Genomic DNA, 23384 nt, shown 5'->3' with positions numbered 1-23384 from the left:
ATGTAAATTCCTCCCTTCCTCAATAAGGTTCACGCGAGGACGAAACCGACCGCCCTTCTAACCTTAATATATGAATATCCCCGTTAAAGTGTGTTACTCAATGAAAAATTTTTCGCATATGCCGCGGAGCTTCGGCAGCAGCGCGGAGTGACTTCATCGTACTACCAATGACTTCAGTCGCAGTTTTTACTTTTTCTACAGATGTGCTCACTGTTTCAAGCCGCTGATCCATTCGCATATTCTCACCACTCGTCAATGTCATCAGTACCATCAGTGCTTGATAAGTAAAATCAGGATTATTCACGATTTGCCTGATAAACCGTTTGGGATTGATTCCTGCTTTATTGATTGTCTTTGTTTCTATAGTCTGCTGTTGAGTGCTAGAATGTGAAACAAAGGCTGGCAAGTTCTCACCTACAGGTTCTGCTGAAACAGTACTTGTTGTTCTTTTTTTGCGCCCACGTCTCCTGAATCGCATGACTAACCTCCACCTTTTGACATTCTTTTATGCTAATTTAATATATGTACGAATAAGAAATTTGTTCAAATGTTAGACTTGAACACTCACAAATTTGCTGTTCCTGCATAAATTATTTGCATAGATAACACTATCAAAGGAGGTGTCATACTTGTTCGAACAAATGGGAAATCTCATGGATATGGTCAAAAAACTCCAACAGAACGTCAATCAAGTCCAAGAAGAATTGAAAGATGAACGCATTGTAATGACAAGCGGTGATGTCATTACAGTCACCTTAAACGGGCAGCAGGATGTGGTTGCCATTGAAATCAATCCCAAATATCTGACTGCCGAAAATGCCGTTTTATTACAAGATCTGCTTGTGGCTACATTAAATAATGCGGTAACAAAATCTCGTGAAGTCAATCAAGCGGCCCTAGGAAAACTATCCTCTGACTTAAACATACCTAAAATACCCGGTTTGTTCTAAAAAGGGGTGATAAGGATGTCCACGGAATCTCAATCTTTTCTACCAATCATAGCCCACTTGCTTGAAGCGGCTGTTGCAGATGGTAAAGGTTATGAACCAATTATTGATCTCTTGTCATTGTTATGCCTCATGACAATTGTTAGTCGCTCGCACAAACAAGAGGAGCGTACGCCAAACTTTTCAGCTGCCCCTTCTCCTTCCGTTTCAGCACCTCCATCAGCAGCAGGAAATTCATTGCAAGATACCCTTGCTAATTTGCTCAAAACCGCTTCTTCCAGCGGCGGCAACAGTGGACCCGGCCCTGAGACACTTATGACACTCTTACCCTTATTGAACAATCCACAAATTAAAGCAAAAATGACGCCTGCCAATATGGCAGCCATCATGGGTTTACTTAATCATATGGGAGCTGGAAGTTCTGACAATAAAAAAGCCGAATCAACAGCACCCAGTCCTCCGCCAGAATCTGCTGCTCCGCCAGCAGCTACAACCAATCAAAACACCCTTCCCGCAGAACCCCCTCTTGAACAAGATCCCCCTTCTTCCCGTTATTTAAATTGGAAGACGAATTTTTAATAAAAATAGCCAGTACCACATCTATAAAATGTGATACTGGCTATTTCGATCCTATCATTACACTAGTTTAACTGATGTTGCACCATCACCGCCCTCGTTCATCTCGGCAATGGCAATGTGGTTCACTGACGGATGCTGTTTTAAGTGTTCACGTAAGCCATGGCGAAGTGCACCTGTTCCTTTTCCATGAATAACAAGCACTTCATTAAGTCCGGCAAGCAGCGCCTCATCAAGGAATTTGTCAATCACTTCAATTGCCTCGTCAACCGTTGTCCCCCGCACATCTATCTGGCGAGTAACAGATGTAACGGGACTGATTTTAGACGGCTTTGTACGCCGATAGGTTCGACTTTCACGCGCCGGTTGAGCGGCCATCCGGCAGTCATTCATAGGCACCGTCATTTTCATAATACCCATTTGCAACACAAGATCATCGTGACTCATATCAAGTACGACACCTTTTTGATTTAAAGACGGCACAAAAACAGTCATACCCAGCGTGACCTTATCACGCAGCAAAACCGGCCGATCGTCATCAATATCTCCTAGGAAATTTAAATCTCCCAGCTCCGCGGATAGCTTCTGACGTGCTTGCTGTACTTTTTGCTGACGAATTTTTTGCTGATTTTCAGAAAACTGGGCTTTCAGCTCATTAATCACTTCTTCCGCTGTACGCCGAGCCTGCCGTACAATTAAAGCCGCCTCATTTTTGGATTTATCAAGCAAAGCTTTTCGCCTGGTATTGGCTGTCTCCTGCTCCCTCGCCAGCTTGGTACGTAAACTTGTTAGCTCCTGTTTTAACACCGTCATTTCTTCATTTCGCTTTGTAAATTCAAGTGTCTGCTCTTCTAATTTCGCTAAAATGCCTTCAAAATCAGCGTGACTTTGATCCATTAATTCTTTGGCTTGCTCAATTAGTTCTGACTGTAATCCAAGACGCTTCGATATGGCAAAAGCATTAGAGCTTCCTGCCATACCCATGATTAATCGATAAGTGGGGCGCAATGTTTCTACATCAAATTCCACACTAGCATTTTCAATGCCCTCATGCGAAAAAGCAAATGTTTTCAATTCGCTATAGTGAGTTGTCACGATGGTTTGACAGCCCTTCTTCTGTAAATAAGCCAAAATAGCCATCGCCAAGGCTGCGCCTTCATCTGGATCGGTCCCTGCACCAATTTCGTCAACAAGCACCAAATCATCGGCTGTAACAGCAGCTAAAATATCAACCATATGTTTCATATGAGCCGAAAAGGTACTCAAACTCTGCTCAATACTTTGTTCATCACCAATGTCAACAAAAATATTCCGAAATACTGGCATAACGGATTCAGCCATAGCAGGCAAAAACAACCCAGACTGAGTCATGAGTGAAAAAAGTCCAACTAACTTTAACGTCACTGTCTTTCCACCTGTATTCGGCCCTGTAATGAGCAGCGTCCGAAAATCCTGTCCCAGCCGAACGCTAATGGGTACAACAACGCTCGGATCAATCAAAGGGTGGCGTGCATTGACCAGATTTAAATGCCCTGCACGACTTAGCTCCGGACGATAAGCCCGCATATCTAAACTAAGCAGGGCACGTGCAAAAATCGCATCAAGAATTGCGACGTTTTCGCAGCTATCTAAAATAGCTGCTGCATCTTGACCAATACGACTGGATAAAACAGTAAGCAATCTTTCTACTTCATGTTTTTCTGCTGCTGCTAGCTGCTTAATATCATTGTTAATATTCACAATTGCCATAGGTTCGATAAATACGGTGGCACCACTACCTGACTGATCATGAATAATCCCAGGGAAATGATGACGATATTCCTGCTTGACAGGAACAACATAACGATCACCACGCACCGTTACGATGGCCTCTTGAAAATATTTTTGGTACTCAACAGAACGTAAAATACTGTCGAGACGCGTTTTGACAAGGCCCTGCTGCTCACGAATACCCCGCCGTAAGCGAGATAGTTCGACACTGGCATTATCACGAATACGAGCCTGTTCATCAATGACTTCATCAATCTTATTTTCTAGCAGCTTAAACGAAGCTAGTCGCAAAATATAAGGCTCTAAAGCGAACAATGAAATTTCAATGCGATCAAAAAATGCCTTCAACCGTCTTACTGCTGAAATGGTATTGCCTACAGCAGCAATTTCTTCAGGATCAAGAACCGATCCAAGTTCTGCGCGCTTCAATGCCGAACGGATATCGCTAATACCGCCAAAAGGTACCGTCAATTCTGACGTAAGCAGCGTGCGCGCTGCATCCGTCTCATCAAGCAGTCGCTGTACAGTGTCAAATTCGTCTGACGGCTGAAGTTGCTCCGCAATTTCCCTTCCCCAGTGACAATGCGTTCGCCCGGCTACAAGTGCTATGATTTTGGGAAATTCTAATGTACGAAAAATATCTGATTTCATCAATTACTCCTTATAAGACACCCCTAAAATAGTGTCCGCGCGTAATATTAGCGGCTTCCAGCGATTCGAATTGGCCACTTGCAAATGCCTGATGCCCATCCCCTTGGTCAATGAGCTGCCGATAAAGCTGCGTCATTTTATTCACAGCTTTCACATCCATATACTTAGCTTCAATACGTAACCGATCGACACCAATTTCGCCAAAGCGCGGCACATGAGGAATCATACTGAGTTCATTGGCATTTAAAATGTGCATGCGGCAGTATTGATCTGTTACAACTGGAAAGCGCGTATTCAGCCGATCTTTTAAATAATACTGCCCCTTAAGACAGGCTTGACTGCATTTTCTGCCGCTTGTGAGTCCGCCTAGATAACTACCAACGGCACAATACTCTGATACCATCATAGTGATATGGCCATGAACAAGACACTCAATAGGAACAGATTTGACGGCAGCTAGCCGCTCAATTTGACTGAAATTGAGTTCAGGCGACAGCGTCACCGAAGTTGCCCCTTGCTCCGTCCAAAAATCCAGAGCAACTTTATTAAATGTATTTAAAGGGTAATCGCCTTGAAAAGCAAGATCGGTGTGTTTTTTTAGCAAATAAAGTGTACCCACATTACCGATAGCGACTGCATCAGGCTGAAGATCATTAAATAATTTTAACTGTGCCAACAGAGCGGGAATTTGCCACTCCTTAACAAGGCGCGGTGTATTAAAAATAATACTGCGTCCCGCCTTGTGAACCAACTTCAGGGCTTCTTGATAATCATCAGCCGTCAAATTGTAATGACCATAGCATTCACCGCCAAGCAAGATCCCATCGGCACCAGCCTCGAGAGCCGCGCGGACTTTATCCAGGCGATCCACATTAACAACAAGCTGTGGCCTCTTCTGCTTAAGTGGCAAAGAAGGCAAAAACAACGATTTAATGGCAATGGGCTCTTGGGAAGCTGCAGGACGCCGGAAAGGGCTCAGCCTAGCTTCTTCCAACGCCTCTACGGCTTGCCTTCTCGCCTCGTTGATTTCACTGACAGGAACCATTAGTTCGCCCTCGATATGACATACAAGCCCAAGCAGCAAAAAGCCCGTCGTACCTAATCGTTCCACTTGTTTACGAAGCGTCGCTTCTGTTAAGGGACGATTACGCGCTTGTTCGCAAATAAAATTCGTCTGCGCTGTTCCCACGTAACCGTCTTCATCTGTCAAGGTAATGCTCAGAGCTTCGCCGATTTTGCCTGTCACTTCAGCATAAACGCCGACACGCTTAAGACTTTCCTGATGACTAAAGAAGGACCTGGCTCTTGCCATTAATTTAGCATCAAACGTTTTAAATACCCTGTCACTTGCCCGTACAAGAGATGGAACATTTACTGTTGCCATTGCACCCGCTGGCGCTGTTTGAACATCCTCACCATTAACAATAAGATCATGCACTGTAATATTGACACGGCCGCCAACTTTTACCCATACCTCAACAATATCACCGATAGCTAATTCTTCGTCAAGCTGAATCGTTGCTTGTTTATTTGTTCGATCGTAAGACAGAACCCGACCGAGTTTTGTGCCACGATTATTAGGGCGACGATCACTCATCATAGCCCGTCCTTGCTTTCCCTGTAAATAGGCCGTCGTAAAATCACGATTAAAAACCTGAGCCAAATCTTTTTGCACCGTATCATCAGCATTCGTTTGGCCTGAAGCAAGCACACTATTTAAAGCGCGACGATAAGAATCAACAACAACAGCGACATATTCCGGTCGCTTCATACGGCCTTCAATCTTAAACGACGTTACACCTGCGTTGACGAGCTCCGGCAATAACTCCAGCGTATTTAGATCTTTAGGACTTAGTAAATATTCGCCGGCATCTTTGCCCATAAGCACGTTGTTGCCCTTGCCATCGACAAGTTCATAAGGAAGCCGACATGGCTGAGCACATTTCCCACGATTACCACTGCGCCCGCCAATAAGGCTGCTCATCAAACATTGACCGGAATAAGAAACACAAAGAGCACCGTGAATAAATACTTCGATTTCCACGGAACTATGTTTACAAATAGTGCGAATGTCATCGAGTGACACTTCTCTGGCAAGCACGACACGGCAAAACCCAAGTGAAGCCAAATAATTGACACCAGCCAAATTATGAATCGTCATTTGTGTGCTGGCATGAAGTGGCAAATCAGGTACAACTTGTTTGGCAATCTTGGCCACTGCAATATCCTGCACAAGGATTGCATCTACGCCGATAGTATAAAGACGCCGTAAATAAGAAGCTAGCTCTTCTAATTCCGCTGTATCAATTAATATATTCACCGTAACATAAATGAGCACCTTGCGAAGATGGGCATAACGCACAGCTTCACTTAGCTCTTTATCATCAAAATTTGCTGCATAATGACGAGCACCAAAAGCCTTTCCACCTAAATAGACAGCTTGTGCACCACTTTCAACAGCAGCAACAAGAGCTTCCCAATTTCCAACAGGAGCTAATAATTCAGTCATTTCTTTCATCTCCTTCTTGCATTACAGAAAGTATGGCTGGCGTAACAGATGTTAAATCCGTAATTTGTACGGCTATTTTCTGGCAATCTTGGCCAACAATAAGTATGGGAACATCATTGAGTGTATGCGTTTTTACGGACAAATCTTCAAAATTCCCATGGTCACTCGTTAAGACCATCATACAATCACCGTGAGCCTCCTGCCAAAAACCACAGAGAAGGTCATTTAAATCCTGTACTATCTGCTCCGCCTTCAACCAATTTTGTTTATGTCCAATGCGATCTGTTTGAAAGTACTCATACATTGTTAAATCATGTTTCTTTACAATTTTCGCCAAGTTTATTCCTGCTTGCCTTGCTGAAATAACGGGGATATGACAGGCTGAAAGCATGTCATTCGTAATATCCTGATAAACAGCCTGTCCTTTCTTGAGCTCGGCAAAAGATCGTAAAAAAAGACCCGCGCCTAAAATAGTGAGTGTTGTCACGGAATGACGACGGCGCCGCTTGGCAACTAATTCAAAATAATCAGGTGAATAGGCATTCGCTGAAGTTACTCCATAACCTTGCTGCTGTAATTGCATTAAAATTCCCTGCTCGGCAATAATCTTAGCCAGCTGTGGTCCTGGAAAGGCCTGCACATGATGACCCAGTTTCTTGGCAGCATTAATGCCTGTAAATAAAGCTGTTTGTCCTGTCGCACTTTGCGGCAGTCCTGACACCCCCAGTGTAGCATCAGTTGGAACAAGACACACCTCATCACTTATGATTCGTCCGCAAGCTTTCGTTAAGGGCTGCTGTAACAAAGAATGAAAAAAGGTCGGACAAAATCGCACAAGCGGATTAATCTCACCATCTGCTTCGCCTAGTCCAAATCCATCAATAAATACTAATAAAATATGCATTTTATCTCCTCTGTCCACCCACGGAATGAAAAGAAGAAGGGGCATCCCTTCCTCATGAATGTAGCTGTTTTTCATTAGTAGACAAGGCATCAGCAGATGGCCTTTGCTGCTTGATAAGCTCAATCAGTACTGGCACATCCTTTGCAAGCTGCTCAATCTGCTTCCACTTAGCACCCACTGGACTGAAGGGATTTTCCATAATATTTGTTAGATAACTTTCAATATCCTGCTTGGTCACAGGCTCACATTGAGGTTCTTTAATCAGACTAAAAGCACCACAACTTTCGATCCGCGCCACCCTAATCTGAGGCAAATTGGTCATATCCATCCCCAGTTTATGTAACTCCTGCCGCAAGTCATCATAATTAAATTGTGTTTTAGTAAAATTTTCCCTCAAAATCTTGCCATCTTGAATAAGTGTAACAGGCGTCCCTTCAAACCATTTACGTAATACTTTATTTTTCAGCGCCAAGTGAGATAATAATTGCTGCAATGCTAAGAGTGTGACAAGTGCCTCAGCACCTGACAATAGATTTTTCCCAGATTCCATGGAAATGGTAATAAGCAAATCACCAATACCAACCATAATAACAAAATCAAAGGGAGACAATTGTCCCACAGCACGATTACCCATAAACCGTACAACCATGAGTGATGCTGTAAATAAGATAACAATTCTGATGACATAAATACCAAATTCATCATAAAAAAACATGATATCCCCCCTGTCAACTCTATTATGAGCGAACAGAGAACACCCTATACTTAATGATCTTCTTTTATCATTTTCATCAGTTGTTGATAATCTTCCTGTAGCCGTATAAATTCATCAGCAAGATTCAGAGCTGTAATAATGGCAACCATTTCTGGAGAAAAGCGAAAGTTTTTCTGAGCAACATCCTTCATCCGCTTGTCAAGCATAGCAGCCACAAGTTCGAGACGTCCTGGATCAATATCTCCCTTAATATGATAAGTTTGCCCCAACAGATTTACTGAACTCTTACAGTTTTTTGCATCCATTTTCTCACCTTTACAATTATAACATGATTAAATATAACAATAGTAAAATGATTCGACTGAATGAAACTTTTTTCCTGCCTTACAATAAAAGATGAAAAAAGCCCCAAAAAATTTGTAGCAATTTGAAACAAATTCTTTGGTAAAAATGTACCCATCTAAAAAAGAATAGGAGAATAGCCGCAGCCTTCTCCTGTTCCTTATCATTACTAACTATTCTATTTTAAAATATAGAAACACTATTCTCTTATTTTCGCACTCATGGCAACATTCACCGCATCGACAAGTGCCTTATAAAGGGGTTCCACTTCATTATCTGTCAAAGTCCGTTCCGCACTGCGATAAACGAGGGAAAAAGCCAGACTCTTGTAACCCGCCTCCACTTGCTCGCCTGTATAAACATCAAACAGACGAATATCAGTCAAAAGAGGTCCACCTGTCTTAGCAATAAACTCCGTTACTGTTTGTGCGGGCGTCTCTTGAGGCAACACAAGCGCCAAATCACGAACAATCGCCGGAAACTTCGGGAGAGGCTGATAACGCCGAACTCGCTGAGCCGCTGAAATAAGCGCATTCACTGCTAAGTCAAAGACATAGACTTTGTGCGTAATATCAAAAGCACTGATAACCTGGGGATGAACTTCACCGACAACACCGATGATCTGTCCATCACACTGAATAACCGCACATTTTCCTGGATGCATAGAATTGGTTGCTTCTTGAACAAAAGTAACATCACTGATACCCAGATCAGCAAAAACCTGTTCAACAGCGCCTTTTGCATCATAAAAATCACTTTCTTCCTTGCCTTGATTCCAACTCGTTTCAGCTCGTTTCCCCACTAAAGCACCACACAAATGAAGCGACTCATCAGGCAAAACATCAACGCCTTCATTAGGAGAAAAAACCGTACTCAATTCAAAAATTTTCAGATCATTATTTTTCCGCGATAGGTTGCGATTCACTGTTTCTAGTATGCCTGGAAGCAAGGTCGTCCGAAGATCCGAAAATTCCTCAACAATGGGATTTAAAAGCGGCACCGTCTGCCGTAAAACATCCTCTTTCGGCACAAGTAATTTGTCAAAAACACTGGGATGAATAAAGCTATATGTAATAACTTCACAAAATCCCGCTGAACAAAGGGTCCTCTTTAATTGATCACAAATTTTATTTTCAGTACTTTGGCCCCCTGAAACGATAACTCCTGAAGGAGTGGTCGCCGGAATCTGATCGTACCCTTTTAAGCGGGCCACTTCTTCGGCAATATCAGCCATACCTGTTACATCACCGCGCCATGAGGGGACAGTCACTTTGAACAGCTCCGTACCTGCCGATTCTTCGATATCAAAATCAAGTTTTTTAAGAATAACAGCCATATCACAAGCGGAGAAATTGGTACCTAAATAATTATTCACTTGCTGAGCTGTAAACGAAAACTGCCGTGGCAGCACAACATTTGGATAAGCATCCACAATACCTGTACAAACTTTGCAAGCTCCCATCTCTTCTAATAGTTGAGCTGCTCGATCCAAAGCCCCTGTGACGCGACTAACATCAACGCCTCGTTCAAATCTGCCGGAAGCTTCAGATCTTAGGCCCAATTTACGAGCCGTCCGCCGAATACGGGCACTATTAAACGCCGCAGCCTCAAGAACAACAGTCTTGCTGTTTTTTGTCACTTCACTGCATAATCCACCCATTACACCCGCAACACCTACGACGCCGCCGGCATCGGCAATGACAATCATTTCATCCGTCAGTTCACGTTTTACATCATCTAACGTCGTTACCTTTTCACCCGCTTGGGCCAGTCGAACATTCAGTTCATTTCTTGATAGCATGGCATGATCATAGGCATGCATGGGCTGCCCCTGTTCAAGCATGACAAAATTCGTTACATCAACAACATTATTAATTGAACGAATGCCCGCTGATCTCAGCCGGCGCTTGAGCCAGGCAGGGGACGGACCTACTTTTACATCCGTCAGCACCCTTACTGCATAGCGAGGACATATCTCGGGATCCGTAATATTGACAGTGATCATGCTCGATACCTTAATTTCACTTGTCTCATGAACATTCAGCATCGGTTTTTTGAGTATCCCATCTGTCAAAACAGCCACTTCCCGTGCCACACCGATCATACTAAAACAATCGGCACGATTAGGGGTCAATTCAAATTCTAAAATAACATCATCTAATCCCAGAACATGATGAATATCTTCGCCAATGGGCGTATCAGACGGCAGCAAATAAATACCGTTCTTCTCCTCTGGCAATAAGGTTTTATCATCCAAAGCCAATTCCTTTGCTGAGCACAGCATGCCGTAAGAAGTCATTCCTCTCAAATCGGCTTCTTCAATTTTCATGCCATTCGGCAAAAGCGCACCCACAAGAGCAACAGGAACAACAGCTCCTGCTGTTACATTTTTTGCCCCAGTAACAATTGTCAGTACTTCACTACCCACATCAATTTTACAGACATTTAGCTTATCCGCATGACTATGAGGATAAATTTCCTTAACCTTTCCTGTCACAACATGTTCCAAATTTTGACCTAAATGGGTCACATGTTCAACAGGAATACCTGCCATTGTTAAACTTTCTCCCAATATATCCGGATCAGCCTGAAAATCAACATATTCTTTTAACCACTCAATCGAGGCCTGCATAGAAATCCTCCTTTATATCCATCTCAATATTGTTGCAAAAACCGCACATCATTTTCAAAAAACAGTCGCATATCATCAATGCCATAACTTAGCATAGCAATCCGTTCTACACCCATACCAAAAGCAAAACCACTTACAGCCTGGGGATCATAATTATTCAATGTTAAAACATTGGGATGAACCATACCTGAACCTAAGATTTCCAGCCAGCCTGTTCCGGAACAAACACGACAGCCTTTTCCCCCACACATAACACAAGAAATATCTACTTCAGCACTTGGCTCCGTAAAGGGGAAAAAGCTCGGACGAAAGCGCACAGCAACGCTACTGCCAAAAATTTCATGAAGGAATAATTCCAGTGTACCCTTCAGATCAGAAAAGCGAATGCCCTTATCAACAACAAGTCCCTCAACTTGTTGAAACATGGGAGAATGCGTTGCATCATAATCACTGCGATAAACCTTGCCTGGAGCAATAATCCGAACAGGCGAATTGGGTTCATGAGCCTGCAATGTCCGTGCCTGAACAGGAGACGTATGGGTACGAAGCAAAATATTTTCCGTAATGTAAAAGGAATCCTGCATATCACGAGCAGGATGATCTTTCGGGAAATTGAGCATTTCAAAATTATAATAATCTTGCTCCACTTCCGGACCTTCCGCAACCTGAAAACCCAGTTTCATAAAAATATCTTTAATTCGGTTAAGCGTCAGTGACAAGGGATGCAAGTGACCGCTTGGAACCTTACGTCCTGGCAAAGAAATATCAATTTTCTCCTTAGCTAAGCGATTCTTTAACTCGCTCGCTTTCAGTTCACTTGTTTTCTCATTCAATGCACCTTCTAGCTCCGACCGAATTTCATTGACGACTTGCCCCATTTTAGGCCGCATTTCCTTACTCAAATTGCCTAAACCACGCAGTAGGACTGTTAAACTACCTTTTTTACCTAAGTACTTAACACGCACTTCCTGCAAATTTTCTACACACGTTGCTTGACTAATCTCAGTTTGTGCATCTTTACTAAGCTGTCTTAATTGCTGTTCCATAGACACCCTCCTTAACAAAATAAAAAGACTTTCAACCCCATCAAGGGGCGAAAGTCTAGCTTCCGCGGTACCACCCAAATTACTGTCTTGGTTTCCGCTAACGCTGAAAATGCGTTTGGCCTACACAAAATTTTTTCAGCCAAAATGCTCCAAAGTGAATTTCAGACAACAAGCATTAAGCACCGTTTTCAGTCCATGACGGCAACATCCCTGTACAATCTTAACTGTCTTACTCTCTTCATCATCACAACAATTATTATTGAAGTCTTAACTTCCTATACATTAAATAAGCCACAACTGAACCGGTTTCTTTAAATACCTTCCAAAAGACCTCGGCGGGGATCACCATTAGACCACACCTTTCCTGTTGACTTTAGGAAATATCAGTTATTTGAGATTATTATAGCATAGGAATCACAAGAATTCAAGCCTGATAACGTTGTCTTACAGCTTCGTACAAGACAACAGCTACCGCACTCGACACATTAAGCGATTCGGCCTTACCTAATAATGGAATATGAATATTTTGCTTACAACGTTGTAAAAGTTCTTCCCTTACACCTTGGCCTTCATTACCAAAAATAATACAAACACTTTGCCGTAAGTCCACATCATAATATAAAACAGACTCTTCAAGAGAGGTTCCATACAAAGAAATCTGATGTTCTTCTAACCAAGCCAAGGAAAGCGCCTCACTAGCAACAATAATAGGCAAATGAAATAAAGAGCCCATAGAGCCACGAACGACTTTGGGGTTAAATACATCAACAGCGTCGATAAGAATTACAGCATGGCACCCTGCGGCATCAGCTGTTCTAAGCAACGTACCTAGATTGCCAGGGTCCTGAATACCGTCGGCAAGCAACAGCAATGGTTTTCTTTTCTCATTATCCAACTGAACAGAAGGTAGTACTTCGTCAAAATCGGCAAGTTGCTGCTTGGCCACAGCCACAACGCCCTGGGGATTTTTTGTATCACAAATTTTTTCCGCCATTGCTACTGAAATCTGATAAAGAGGACCTTTTTTTTCCAACTGAGTGATTAAATTTCGTCCCCTGTCTGTTGATGTCATTTCAGGTGTCACAAAAGCAAAAGCCATCTGCCAATTAGATTGAACAAGCTCTTCTACTAAACGAATACCTTCTAATAAAAACAGGCCCGATTCATCGCGATACTTTTTCTGTTTCAGCGAAGCTGCTAGCTTGACCCACTGATTTTGCGTGCTTTGAATGGATTCCATCATAATTCCTCCTGTTGCTAAAAAAACGCTGAAGTGATATCTTAAATACGCTCAAGAAATCATATTACTATAAGCGAAAGTCAAGTAGAATGTTGGAGCGCCTGCAATACGATTTCTGTACCGTTTCAGCTTATAATTTCTATACTTAGAAAAAAAGGATCTGCTTATGCAGACCCTTTCTTGATAACAACATATTGTTTGCTTAGATATTTTCTTTGGCTGTAACAACAAGCTGTTCAAAAGCAGTCATATCGTTAACAGCAATATCAGCAAGCATTTTACGATTGACTTCTACACCAGCCTTTTTGAGGCCATTAATCATCTGGCTGTAAGAAATACCTTGTGTGCGGGCAGCTGCATTAATACGGGCGATCCACAATCTACGGAATTCCCCTTTTTTCGCACGACGGTCACGACGAGCATAATACAATGCTTTCATTACCGTTTCATTGGCCTTTTTAAACAGTTTACTTTTCGATCCTCTATAGCCTTTCGCTAACTTAAGAATCTTTTTATGACGACGATGTGCAGTCACGCCTTTTTTTACTCTTGGCATGTGCGATCCCTCATTTCAATGTAAATTTTATGCGTAAGGCAACATTTTTACTACGCGATCATAATCTGATTTGCTAACAAGCGTAGCTTTGCGTAAATTACGTTTACGGGCTGGAGATTTTTTCTCCAGGATGTGACTTTTAAATGCTTTAGAACGTTTAAATTGACCGCTTCCGGTAATATTAAACCGCTTGGCCGCACTTCTACGTGTTTTCATTTTAGGCATAGCGAGAATCCCCCTTAATTAATTATGTTGCTTTGGAGCGACAATCATAATCATATTTTTTCCCTCAAGTTTTGGTTCGCGCTCAACATTGACTGTTTCTTTTAATATATCAGCCATTTTGACAAGCAACTGTCTACCAAGCTCAGGATGCGAAAGTTCACGACCGCGAAACATGATCGTTACCTTCACTTTATCTCCGTCAGCTAAAAAGCGCTGCGCATTTTTTAGCTTGACATCAAAATCATGGTCTTCAATACCGGGACGAAGTTTTACTTCCTTCAAAGAAACAATTTTTTGCTTCTTTTTTGTTTCTTTGTCCCGTTTCTGTTGTTCGTATTTAAATTTTCCAAAATCCATAATACGACAAACGGGTGGTTTAGCTGTTGGTGCCACTTCCACAAGATCAAGCTGTTGTTCACCAGCTAATCGAATAGCTTCTCGAGCGAGCATAATACCAAGCTGTTCACCAGTATCGCTGACAACCCGTACTTCCCTGACACGGATCTCCTCATTCACCCTCAAACTATCTTTGCTAATTATCATTCACCTCTTTCAAATCAATATAAAAAAGCGGGTGGCATTTTCCACCCGCATAGTAACACTCTCGTATTGACTAGCAAACCTTACGAACAACAGGTTGTAAGGTGAGAAGCGGATGGCTTCTGCTTAACGATTCATTTATTGACTTGTTAATGTTATCATTTACTTTTTGTTTTGTCAAGATTTATTCTTGACTTCTATGCTTTTTTTTCAGCAATTTCCTGTTTTACCAAGGCTGTAAAAGTCGCTACATCCTGTGCGCCAATATCGCCTTCACCACGTTTTCTGACAGCAACAAGGCCACTCTCCATTTCCTTGTCCCCTACAACAAGCATGTAAGGAACTTTGTGCAGCTGTGCTTCTCTAATCTTATAACCGATTTTTTCACTGCGATCATCAACAGTGACGCGGAGACCTTCTTTGCGCATTTTTTGCGCGAGTTCAGCCGCATAACCTGCCTGACGATCCGTAATAGGCAGAATCTTGACTTGCACAGGCGCCAGCCATACAGGAAAAGCTCCAGCATAATGTTCAATCAAAATCCCCATAAACCGCTCTAAGCTGCCATAGACAACACGATGAATCATCACAGGACGATGTTTCTGACCGTCTTCGCCAATATAGGTTAAATCAAATTTTTCCGGCATAAGCATATCCAGCTGAATCGTACCACATTGCCAAGTCCGACCAATGGAATCTGTCAAATGGAAGTCAATTTTAGGACCATAGAAAGCGCCGTCACCTTCATTGACTTTATAAGTCATTTTGCGATCTTCCAGTGCCTCACGCAACGCATTCGTTGCTGTCTCCCAAACTTCGTCTGAACCCATAGCATCATCAGGACGCGTGCTCAGTTCAGCATGGTAAGTCAATCCAAAGACACGATAAACTGTATCAAAAAGGTCAATAACCTTTTGAATCTCTGTTTTAATTTGTGACGGTAGCATAAAAATATGAGCATCATCTTGCGTAAAGCTTCTTACACGCATCAAGCCGTGTAAGGTACCTGACAGTTCATGACGGTGAACCTGACCCAATTCGCATGTTCTCAGTGGCAAGTCACGATAACTATGCTGCTGCGTACGGTAAACTAAGATGCCGCCTGGACAGTTCATGGGTTTTACTGCATAGTCCTCGCCATCAATTTTGGTAAAATACATGTTTTCGCGGTAATGATCCCAATGACCCGATTGCTGCCAAAGTGACTGATGCAAAATCATGGGTGTTTTGATTTCTTCATAACCATATTCAATATGCAATTTCCGCCAGAAAGATTCGAGTTCATTGCGAATAACCATTCCGTTGGGATGAATGAAAGGAAACCCAGGACCTTCTTCTTGAATGCTAAATAGGTCTAATTCACGGCCTAGTTTGCGGTGATCTCGTTTAGCTGCCTCTTCAAGCATGGTCAGATAAGCATCTAAATCGGCTTTTTTCTCAAAGGCCGTACCATAAATACGTTGCAGCATTTTACGTTTTTCATCGCCGCGCCAGTAAGCGCCAGCCAAACTTTGCAATTTTATCGCTTTTAGCCGTCCTGTGGAAGGCACATGAGGGCCTGCACAAAGATCAACAAAATCACCTTGGCGATACATAGAAATCTGAGCATTAGCAGGTAAATCATTAATAAGTTCTAATTTATAGTTCTCACCAAGTTCTTTAAATACTTGAATAGCTTCTTTCCGACTCACATCACTACGCTCAATAGGCAGATTTTGTTTTACGATTTTTTCCATTTCAGTTTGAATTTTCACAAGATCATCAGGTGTAAAGGTATGTTCTGTGTCAAAATCATAGTAAAATCCGTTAGCAATAGCAGGTCCAATGCCTAACTTGACATCAGAGAACAAGTGTTTCACAGCTTGAGCAAGCAAATGGGAACCACTATGTCGCAGAGCGTCCTTGCCTTCTTGATCTTCAAAAGTAAAAAACTCAATTTTTCCACCTTCCGTCAAATTGTGCATCAAATCAACAAAAGTGCCATTCAGTTTTGCAACAAGTGCTGCTTTAGCCAAACTGCGGCTAATGGACTGGGCTGCAGCAAGAACGCTTGTTCCTGACTCCACTTCCCTTACACTGCCATCTTTTAAAATAAGCTCAATCTTTGCCATTTTAACTCCTCCTGTAAAGTACAGTAAAAAATAAAAAACCCTCAATCCCAATAGGGACGAGAGTTAAATACCCGTGGTTCCACCCTGATTACGCCAAGAAAATGGACGTAGCTCATAATTTAGTAACGAAAATTACTCCGGCTTCTTATACTCAAATTTCCAAGAAGCAGTTTCGAGGGGGTAACAACGAACATAAAGCAAAAATGCTTACAGCCACGGCATCTATTCTCTGGTGCTACTTTGTTTGTTATCATATCCTCGGCATTACTTTTGTTTATGGATTTGTTCTCAATTATAAAACGAATGAACACGAAAGTCAATGTATAACTATCTTACTTTATATTAAGACTTTGGCTGAAGTTGATTGGCATAAACGTTGCGGCACAGATCGCAACCGTCACATACAATCACGCGACCATCAAAGACGCTTTTAATTGTCATAATAAGCTCCTCAGACATACTTGGATGAATCAAATGCAGCATAACCGTATAGGGTGCAAGCGTAATGAGCGAGCTAATTAAAAGATCTTGATAACTCATTCCTTCCCGATCCACATTTTCAATGGAACGACTACGAATCACCTCACCTTTCGAATCAAGAATTTTAAAATTGCCACTCGCCATCATAACCACATGAACTTCTTCCATTTTAGGTTGCTGCACATCGACAAAATAACGCAACACGCGGATAAATTCTTGGTATTCCAGTTCCATCATAAAATCATCTACGGCCTTATCAACAGCCTCCATCATATGTTTCCGATATTCTTTCAACCGAAAATTAATGAATCCCTCTAAAACAATGTCATGGGAATTTTCCAAATAATCCAGCATTTTTTCAGCAATATATTGTCGCCGCGTGGGAAGATTAAACTCTGTACAATTGGCAACATCATGGTCATAACGACTCACGACACTTTCAAAAACCTGCTGTCGTTCCTTGTCACTAAAATAAACATACTCCCGTTCAATCATCCGTTTAATTAACCTTTTTTCTTCTACACGCACAACATGATCTGCCAAAAGCTTCACTGCCATTTTTTTTATCTGCCCTTTAACTTGTTCATAATTGCGAAAGGACAACTCTCCTTCATTGACATAATAGCCAATAAATCGGTAACTGCCCTTGACTACATCCTCTATAACAACAACATATCCACTATATCCTAAGCTTTCACAAAGATCTTCCATTTTTTTCTTTAGCTTGTCATTTTCCTCATCACAATCCTTAAACCCAATTGTTAGAAGTTTCACCGCCTTCACTCCCTTCGTGCTAATAGTATATGTCTTTCATTAGCATTGCATACGAAATAGGCGTCAAACCTCTAACAGGTTATTTTTCGATTACGGAAAGTTGCTTCTGAACCGCATCATACCAGTCATCACGACCTGAAAGAGTCAGTTTCCATTCCACATCTTGTATACTATGAATAATAAGAACATTTGGAATGAAACGAAATGTTTTTTCACGACGTACTTCATCAATATGAACCAGCGATAGATCAGTAAAATGCTTATGCGCTTGATCTAACAAGTACCCAACAAAAACTAACCTTTCATTTGTCAAATAAAAAGCGCCATTCAGAACGGTTCCCTCAATGGCCAAATTACATAGGTCTTTTTTAAGAATTTTCTCGTTTTCAAGCATGTTAAATGAATACATCACAAGCCTCCTTAATTGCATCTTACATTGCTCAATGTTTCGCGATATCGCTAAAAAAATCCTGGGGGTTTTTATACAACAAGCGAAGAACCTGCAATATTTCATCAAATTCAGCTTATCTAATCATTGTACATGCGACTACTTGCCTAACTGATCAAAACCAGCATCAAGTAACGTCGCTGCTTCTCCCCATATATCCTCGCTATTTAAAACCACGGCAATGAGTTGCACTCCATTTCGTTTGGCTCCCGCAACTAAACAACGCCCCGCCGATTCTGTCCACCCCGTTTTAACGCCATTGGCTCCATCATACTGGGTCAAAAGTTTGTTCGTATTTTCAACTTGATGACCCGGCATTGAATAAGATCGCGTCTGAATAATGCGGCGAAACCACGGATTAGTATAGCCGTGAGACGCTATGACAGCCAAATCATATGCTGTTGTATAGTGATTGTCATCAGGCAATCCATTAGGATTAGCAAAATGCGTATCAGTAGCCCCTAATAAGTGAGCTTTCTCTGTCATCAATTTTGCGAAATCCCCTGGTGATCCTGAAATATGCTCAGCAATGGCTACTGCTGCATCATTACCTGAGACAAGCATCATGCCAAAAAGCATATCGATTTCTCTCATTTTTTCTCCAGTCCTCAAATCGAGACTAGAACCTTCCGTATTTGCCGCCTCAGCACTGACTAATAAGTCATCATGTATATCGCTTTCTTCTAATGCCGTAATGAGCGTCATGATTTTCGTCGTACTTGCCGGATAGGCACGCTCGTGAGCATTTTTCTCATATAAAACTTTTCCTGTAGAAGCATCCATAACAACTGCGTAGTGCGCCGTAATAGCTGCTGCCGCCGCTACGGGCTGTATCATGAGGATAAAACAAATAAACCATAACCAATTTCTTAATTTAATCATTTCCTTAGTCCCTTCTAAAATAATTACAATTGCTTATGTTTTTTTAACCATTTTCGTGCCGCTACTGTTAACTCTTGACGTTCATTTGAAAGCATTCCATCTTGAACACGTAATAGCAATCCTTTGAGACATGGGCCAATAAGCCTTCGCTCAGTTTCTTCTTGAAAAATATCGTCAACAACAAGTCGCAATTCACGCGAATGAACAGGCATAGATTGTAAGATATCGGCAAGAATCAGTAAAAATTTTTCACGTTCATGCTCATGACCAAACTGCCTTCCAGTAGCCTTAGCATCAGCAGCACAAAGAACAGCTAATTGGTCAAAAGCTTCATGCATTTCTTCTGCTGTACGAAACAAGCCGGAACGAGCTTCTTCCCTCACCCAGTGTTTCAAACTCGTCAGACCCTGTCCATCTAATACACTGTTAAAATTCATATGAAACCGCATGTGGTTGAGTACCAGCCAAACGACACGAGTTCTAAACCGAGCAGGTAAATCCAGACGTTTTAACATTTTTTCGGCAAGCACAGCTCCCTGACGATCATGACCATGATCGGTGGGCTGCCCCGCTTGATTTTGACCCCGCACACCTTGCCGTCCTTTAGCCACATCATGAAGAAGCGCCGCCCAACGCAAAACAAGTTTTGGCGGCACAGCTTGTACAGCAGCTAGTGTATGCCGCCAAACATCATGAACATGATAAGCAGGATTTTGCGGTACATCTACAAGGTCACCCAGTTCAGACAAAAGGGGAACGGGGTGATAAACGCCTTGCACCTTGATCCGGCACTCTTCTAAAATCAAGCCTGCATGAACAAGTATCCCAAGTCCAACATCAGGCTGATCAGCAATTAAGGTTAGCGAAATTTCATCTCTTACACGCTCTAGTGCCAATCCTCTCACCCGCGTATGAAACTCAGACAAAGCAACAAGCGCGGCTTCATCTACAATAAAACCAAGTTGGGCCGCAAAGCGGCAGGCGCGAAACATCCTCAGCGCATCCTCTTGAAACCGTTCTTTAGGGTTTCCTACCGTACGTATAAGCTGGCGCGCCAAATCCTGCTGTCCCCCGAAGGGATCAATGATGTCACCTTGAAGTGATAGGGCCATGGCATTGATTGTAAAATCACGCCGCGCTAAATCTTCTTTAAGCGAAGTGCCATACCAAACCTGTTCAGGACGATGAGCATCTTCGCCGTAACATTCACGGCGAAAAGTCGCCACCTCTAAGGTTACGCCTTTAACAATAACAGCTGTAACACCAAAATTTTTTCCTAGTTTATCAATAATGCTCCAGCCGCGACTGCGACAAACGGCTATGACTTGATCAGGCAGAGCGGCTGTAGCAATGTCAAAATCCTTAGGAACACGACCAAGCAATAAGTCCCTTACAGCCCCGCCCACAAGATAGGCCGCAAATCCTGCCGACTGGAGTGCTTGCATGAGACACTGTGCCTCATTGATCGTACTATCCATCAAGTTGTGATTCACCCCTTTGTTCACCCTCTAGAAAAATATTCGAATCAGATTCATTTGCTTAAGTCTTGGGACGAACCCGATGGGTAGGCAGAGCTGTCAATGGATCTTCCGGCCAATAATGTTTTGGGTACCTGCCCATGAGATCCTTTTTGACTGCGAAATAGGTAGTCTGCCAAAAGTTCAACAAATCTTGCGTAATCTGTACGGGACGTCCAGCAGGTGATAGCAATTCAATCGTAAGCGCTACTTTGCCACGCATAATTTTGGGCGTCTCTAGTTGACCAAACAGTTGTTGCAGACGAACAGATAATCTAGGTACTCTCGGATTAGAATAGTCAATCGGTATTTTCTGTCCTCTTGAGACAATCATATGTGTAGGCGCACAAACATTGAGTTCCTTCTGCTGTTGCCACGTCAACCGGGCCATTAAAATATCCACCAGATTCAGCCGTTGTAAATCGCTGCGTCGAGACAAGTCCATCAAATAGGGAGCAAGCCACTCTTCAAGAGATAAAAGCAAATTTTCATCAGACATATCCGGCCAATCCTTGAGGGCATAAGCATGCATGAAAGCCAACCGTAACCTTAGTTGCTGTGCTCCCTTTGTCCAGGGTAAAATGGACAATCCTATTTGCCGGATACCCTTAAGTAAAGCTTCAAGAACACGTTCAGCAGCTGGATGCAATAAGGGACGTTCTTTCATCAGCAAAGCGCCAAACCATTCCAATGTGCGGGCTTGAACAGACTGCGACACTTCATCCCATTCCACAAGTTCCTCTTTAATCATCTGATCAGAAAAATACTGAAACAGTTCCGCTTCAGACACCGGTGCTGCTAAATAAATCAAACTGTCTACCCCTGTATCAGCAAGTTCTGCCGCTACAATATAAGACTCTCGGCCAAACAGTTGATCCCCTCTTAACCTGGCACCTCGACCATTTTGCAGCAAATATCTGCCATCACTGCGCCGCTTAGCAATACGATCAGGATAGGCAAACGCCAAAAGCAAACCACACACAGAAAGATCAAATTGCTCTTCCTTGGCAAGACCAAATTTTTGCTCTAAAAGAGCTGCCTCTTGTTTTATTTGTTGACAAACAATAATGTTAACTGCCTGAGGGTGTCTTCCCTGCAAGGCCTCAATGCGCCACCGCAAATCAACATCAGAACCAGCCCCATTAGCAGTAAACAACTCCCGCCCCAAAAGAACAGCTGCTAACTTACAGGCTAAGAAGCCCCAACCAAGTTCTCTGGCCTTAACAATCATATGAGCAAGACGCGGATGAATTCCTGCTGCAGCCATTTGTTTACCATGCGGCGTAATGCCGTTAGAAACGTCTAAAGCGCCAAGCTCGGTAAGCAACTTTTGAGCTTGTTGAATAGCGGCGGCAGGCGGAGGATTCAGCCAAACAAGTTCCGCCGAATCTTTCACACCCCATAAGGCAAGTTCAAGAACCAAACCCGTAAGATCGGCAACAAGAATTTCCGGCACTGTTTCACGAAGCAAATGACTATCGTCTTGTTTCGTCCATAACCGATAACAAATGCCTGGACCTAATCGCCCCGCCCGTCCGCGACGTTGATCAGCTGAAGCACGCGAAACACGAAACGTATCCAAATGGCTCATACCTGTGCGCGGCGAAAACCGCGGCTGGCGCATGAGACCGCAATCAATCACAACGTGGACACCTTCTACTGTCAAGCTTGTTTCTGCGATCGAAGTAGCTAAGATGACCTTTCGTTCGCCCTGTTGTTTGGTCGGAGCAAGAGCTCGATCTTGCTCCTGTTGCGACAAATTGCCATACAAGGGCAGAATGTGAAGAGAATTATCGCGCTCAAAAGCTTCCAATGCTCGCTTCACCCGATGAATTTCTCCGGCTCCAGGCAGAAATACCAAAACATCTCCCTTATCGTGCTGCAACGTTTTCTTAACAGCGAGTGTAACGAGATCTTCCACTCGCTCAGATGCCCGTCGCTCAAGATAACGCGTTTCCACAGGAAACAGCTGCCCTTCACTCACAATGACAGGCGCATGACCGAGCAAGTCTGCTATCGGTTGGGCAGCAAGCGTAGCTGACATCACTAGCATATGCAAATCAGCGCGTAAAATGCTTTGAGACTCATAACATAGTGCCAAACCTAAATCAGCGTCAAGACTTCGCTCATGAAACTCATCAAAAATCACCAGTCCCACGCCGGTCAATGCCGGATCTTGTTGAATCATGCGAAGAAAGACACCTTCTGTAATTACCTCAATCCGCGTAGCCGGTCCTACTTTTGTGTCAAATTTGACGCGATAACCAACATTATGTCCAACCGGTTCCTTGAGTAAGGATGCCATATAAGATGCAGTCCTGCGTGCGGCGAGTCGCCGAGGCTCCAACATAATCATACGCTTTCCACTCAGCCATGGTTCGTTTAACAAAGCAAGTGGAACTCTTGTTGTTTTTCCTGCCCCAGGCGGAGCAACAAGAACCAACCGGGATTGTAATTGAAGGGTAGTCTTTATTTCTTCTAATACATCATCAATGGGTAATGTTTTCATATTTCCCCCC

Annotated in this window: 21 protein-coding genes and 1 other annotated feature; of the genes, 2 read left to right on the top strand and 19 right to left on the bottom strand. The window is 42.8% G+C overall.

The window, feature by feature from the left end; translation table 11 throughout:
• Positions 1–97: 97 nt before the first annotated feature.
• Positions 98–478 (bottom strand): hypothetical protein, encoded by a 381-nt coding sequence (locus Ga0466249_RS13000; protein WP_215829889.1) that lies wholly within the window; start codon positions 476–478, stop codon positions 98–100.
• 151 nt (positions 479–629) lie between these two features.
• On the opposite strand from Ga0466249_RS13000, the gene Ga0466249_RS12995 reads away from it, so the two are divergent.
• On the top strand, positions 630–950 hold the full coding sequence (locus Ga0466249_RS12995; protein WP_215829888.1) for a YbaB/EbfC family nucleoid-associated protein: 321 nt from the start codon (positions 630–632) through the stop codon (positions 948–950).
• Positions 951–965: 15 nt separating this feature from the next.
• Complete coding sequence (locus Ga0466249_RS12990) at positions 966–1526, top strand: hypothetical protein (protein WP_215829887.1); 561 nt, start codon at positions 966–968, stop codon at positions 1524–1526.
• 57 nt (positions 1527–1583) lie between these two features.
• Here the strand turns inward: Ga0466249_RS12990 and Ga0466249_RS12985 are convergent, their stop codons facing one another.
• The 18 genes from Ga0466249_RS12985 to hrpB form a co-directional block, all read right to left on the bottom strand.
• Positions 1584–3944, bottom strand: coding sequence for an endonuclease MutS2 (locus tag Ga0466249_RS12985; RefSeq protein ID WP_215829886.1), 2361 nt, complete (start codon positions 3942–3944; stop codon positions 1584–1586).
• Positions 3945–3954: 10 nt separating this feature from the next.
• A complete protein-coding gene (locus tag Ga0466249_RS12980) occupies positions 3955–6453 on the bottom strand; it encodes a U32 family peptidase (RefSeq protein WP_215829885.1) in 2499 nt (832 codons plus the stop codon).
• Positions 6446–7357, bottom strand: coding sequence for a metalloenzyme (locus tag Ga0466249_RS12975; RefSeq protein ID WP_215829884.1), 912 nt, complete (start codon positions 7355–7357; stop codon positions 6446–6448). Before Ga0466249_RS12975 ends, Ga0466249_RS12980 begins: the two co-directional genes overlap by 8 nt.
• A 52-nt stretch (positions 7358–7409) precedes the next feature.
• Positions 7410–8072 (bottom strand): DUF421 domain-containing protein, encoded by a 663-nt coding sequence (locus tag Ga0466249_RS12970; protein ID WP_215829883.1) that lies wholly within the window; start codon positions 8070–8072, stop codon positions 7410–7412.
• A gap of 50 nt (positions 8073–8122) precedes the next feature.
• Entirely contained in the window at positions 8123–8377 is a 255-nt protein-coding gene (locus Ga0466249_RS12965; RefSeq protein WP_215829882.1) for a cell division protein ZapA, read from the bottom strand.
• Positions 8378–8613: 236 nt separating this feature from the next.
• Positions 8614–11046, bottom strand: coding sequence for a phenylalanine--tRNA ligase subunit beta (pheT, locus tag Ga0466249_RS12960; RefSeq protein ID WP_215829881.1), 2433 nt, complete (start codon positions 11044–11046; stop codon positions 8614–8616).
• 23 nt (positions 11047–11069) lie between these two features.
• Positions 11070–12092, bottom strand: a complete 1023-nt coding sequence (gene pheS / locus Ga0466249_RS12955) for a phenylalanine--tRNA ligase subunit alpha (RefSeq protein ID WP_215829880.1) — start codon at positions 12090–12092, stop codon at positions 11070–11072.
• 256 nt (positions 12093–12348) lie between these two features.
• Positions 12349–12441 carry a YqzL family protein gene (locus Ga0466249_RS27805; protein ID WP_215829879.1) on the bottom strand — a complete coding sequence of 31 codons (93 nt, stop codon included), beginning with the start codon at positions 12439–12441 and terminating at the stop codon, positions 12349–12351.
• A 75-nt stretch (positions 12442–12516) separates the two neighbouring features.
• A complete protein-coding gene (locus Ga0466249_RS12945) occupies positions 12517–13335 on the bottom strand; it encodes a TrmH family RNA methyltransferase (RefSeq protein ID WP_215829878.1) in 819 nt (272 codons plus the stop codon).
• Between the two features lie 199 nt (positions 13336–13534).
• A complete protein-coding gene (gene rplT, locus Ga0466249_RS12940) occupies positions 13535–13888 on the bottom strand; it encodes a 50S ribosomal protein L20 (protein WP_215829877.1) in 354 nt (117 codons plus the stop codon).
• A gap of 27 nt (positions 13889–13915) precedes the next feature.
• Complete coding sequence (rpmI, locus tag Ga0466249_RS12935; RefSeq protein ID WP_215829876.1) at positions 13916–14113, bottom strand: 50S ribosomal protein L35; 198 nt, start codon at positions 14111–14113, stop codon at positions 13916–13918.
• Between the two features lie 18 nt (positions 14114–14131).
• Entirely contained in the window at positions 14132–14635 is a 504-nt protein-coding gene (gene infC / locus Ga0466249_RS12930; protein WP_215829905.1) for a translation initiation factor IF-3, read from the bottom strand.
• Between the two features lie 34 nt (positions 14636–14669).
• Positions 14670–14787: a sequence feature (ribosomal protein L20 leader region), on the bottom strand.
• A 63-nt stretch (positions 14788–14850) separates the two neighbouring features.
• Positions 14851–16764, bottom strand: a complete 1914-nt coding sequence (thrS, locus tag Ga0466249_RS12925) for a threonine--tRNA ligase (protein ID WP_215829875.1) — start codon at positions 16762–16764, stop codon at positions 14851–14853.
• A 342-nt stretch (positions 16765–17106) separates the two neighbouring features.
• The gene (ytxC, locus tag Ga0466249_RS12920; RefSeq protein ID WP_215829874.1) at positions 17107–18018 is read right to left on the bottom strand and encodes a putative sporulation protein YtxC; all 912 of its coding nucleotides are present in this window, start codon (positions 18016–18018) and stop codon (positions 17107–17109) included.
• A 79-nt stretch (positions 18019–18097) separates the two neighbouring features.
• Positions 18098–18427: a GRAM domain-containing protein gene (locus Ga0466249_RS12915; RefSeq protein ID WP_215829873.1), complete on the bottom strand. Its 330-nt coding sequence runs from the start codon at positions 18425–18427 to the stop codon at positions 18098–18100.
• A gap of 138 nt (positions 18428–18565) precedes the next feature.
• Entirely contained in the window at positions 18566–19348 is a 783-nt protein-coding gene (locus Ga0466249_RS12910) for a D-alanyl-D-alanine carboxypeptidase family protein (RefSeq protein ID WP_215829872.1), read from the bottom strand.
• A gap of 23 nt (positions 19349–19371) precedes the next feature.
• On the bottom strand, positions 19372–20841 hold the full coding sequence (locus Ga0466249_RS12905; protein ID WP_215829871.1) for a CCA tRNA nucleotidyltransferase: 1470 nt from the start codon (positions 20839–20841) through the stop codon (positions 19372–19374).
• A 46-nt stretch (positions 20842–20887) separates the two neighbouring features.
• Positions 20888–23374, bottom strand: coding sequence for an ATP-dependent helicase HrpB (hrpB, locus tag Ga0466249_RS12900; RefSeq protein WP_215829870.1), 2487 nt, complete (start codon positions 23372–23374; stop codon positions 20888–20890).
• Positions 23375–23384 lie beyond the last annotated feature (10 nt).

It is taken from the genome of Pelorhabdus rhamnosifermentans (genome assembly GCF_018835585.1).
Lineage (GTDB): Bacteria > Bacillota > Negativicutes > UMGS1260 > UMGS1260 > Pelorhabdus > Pelorhabdus rhamnosifermentans.
Note: the sequence above shows the minus strand (reverse complement) of the source record. Positions and strands in the feature narration are given on the sequence as shown.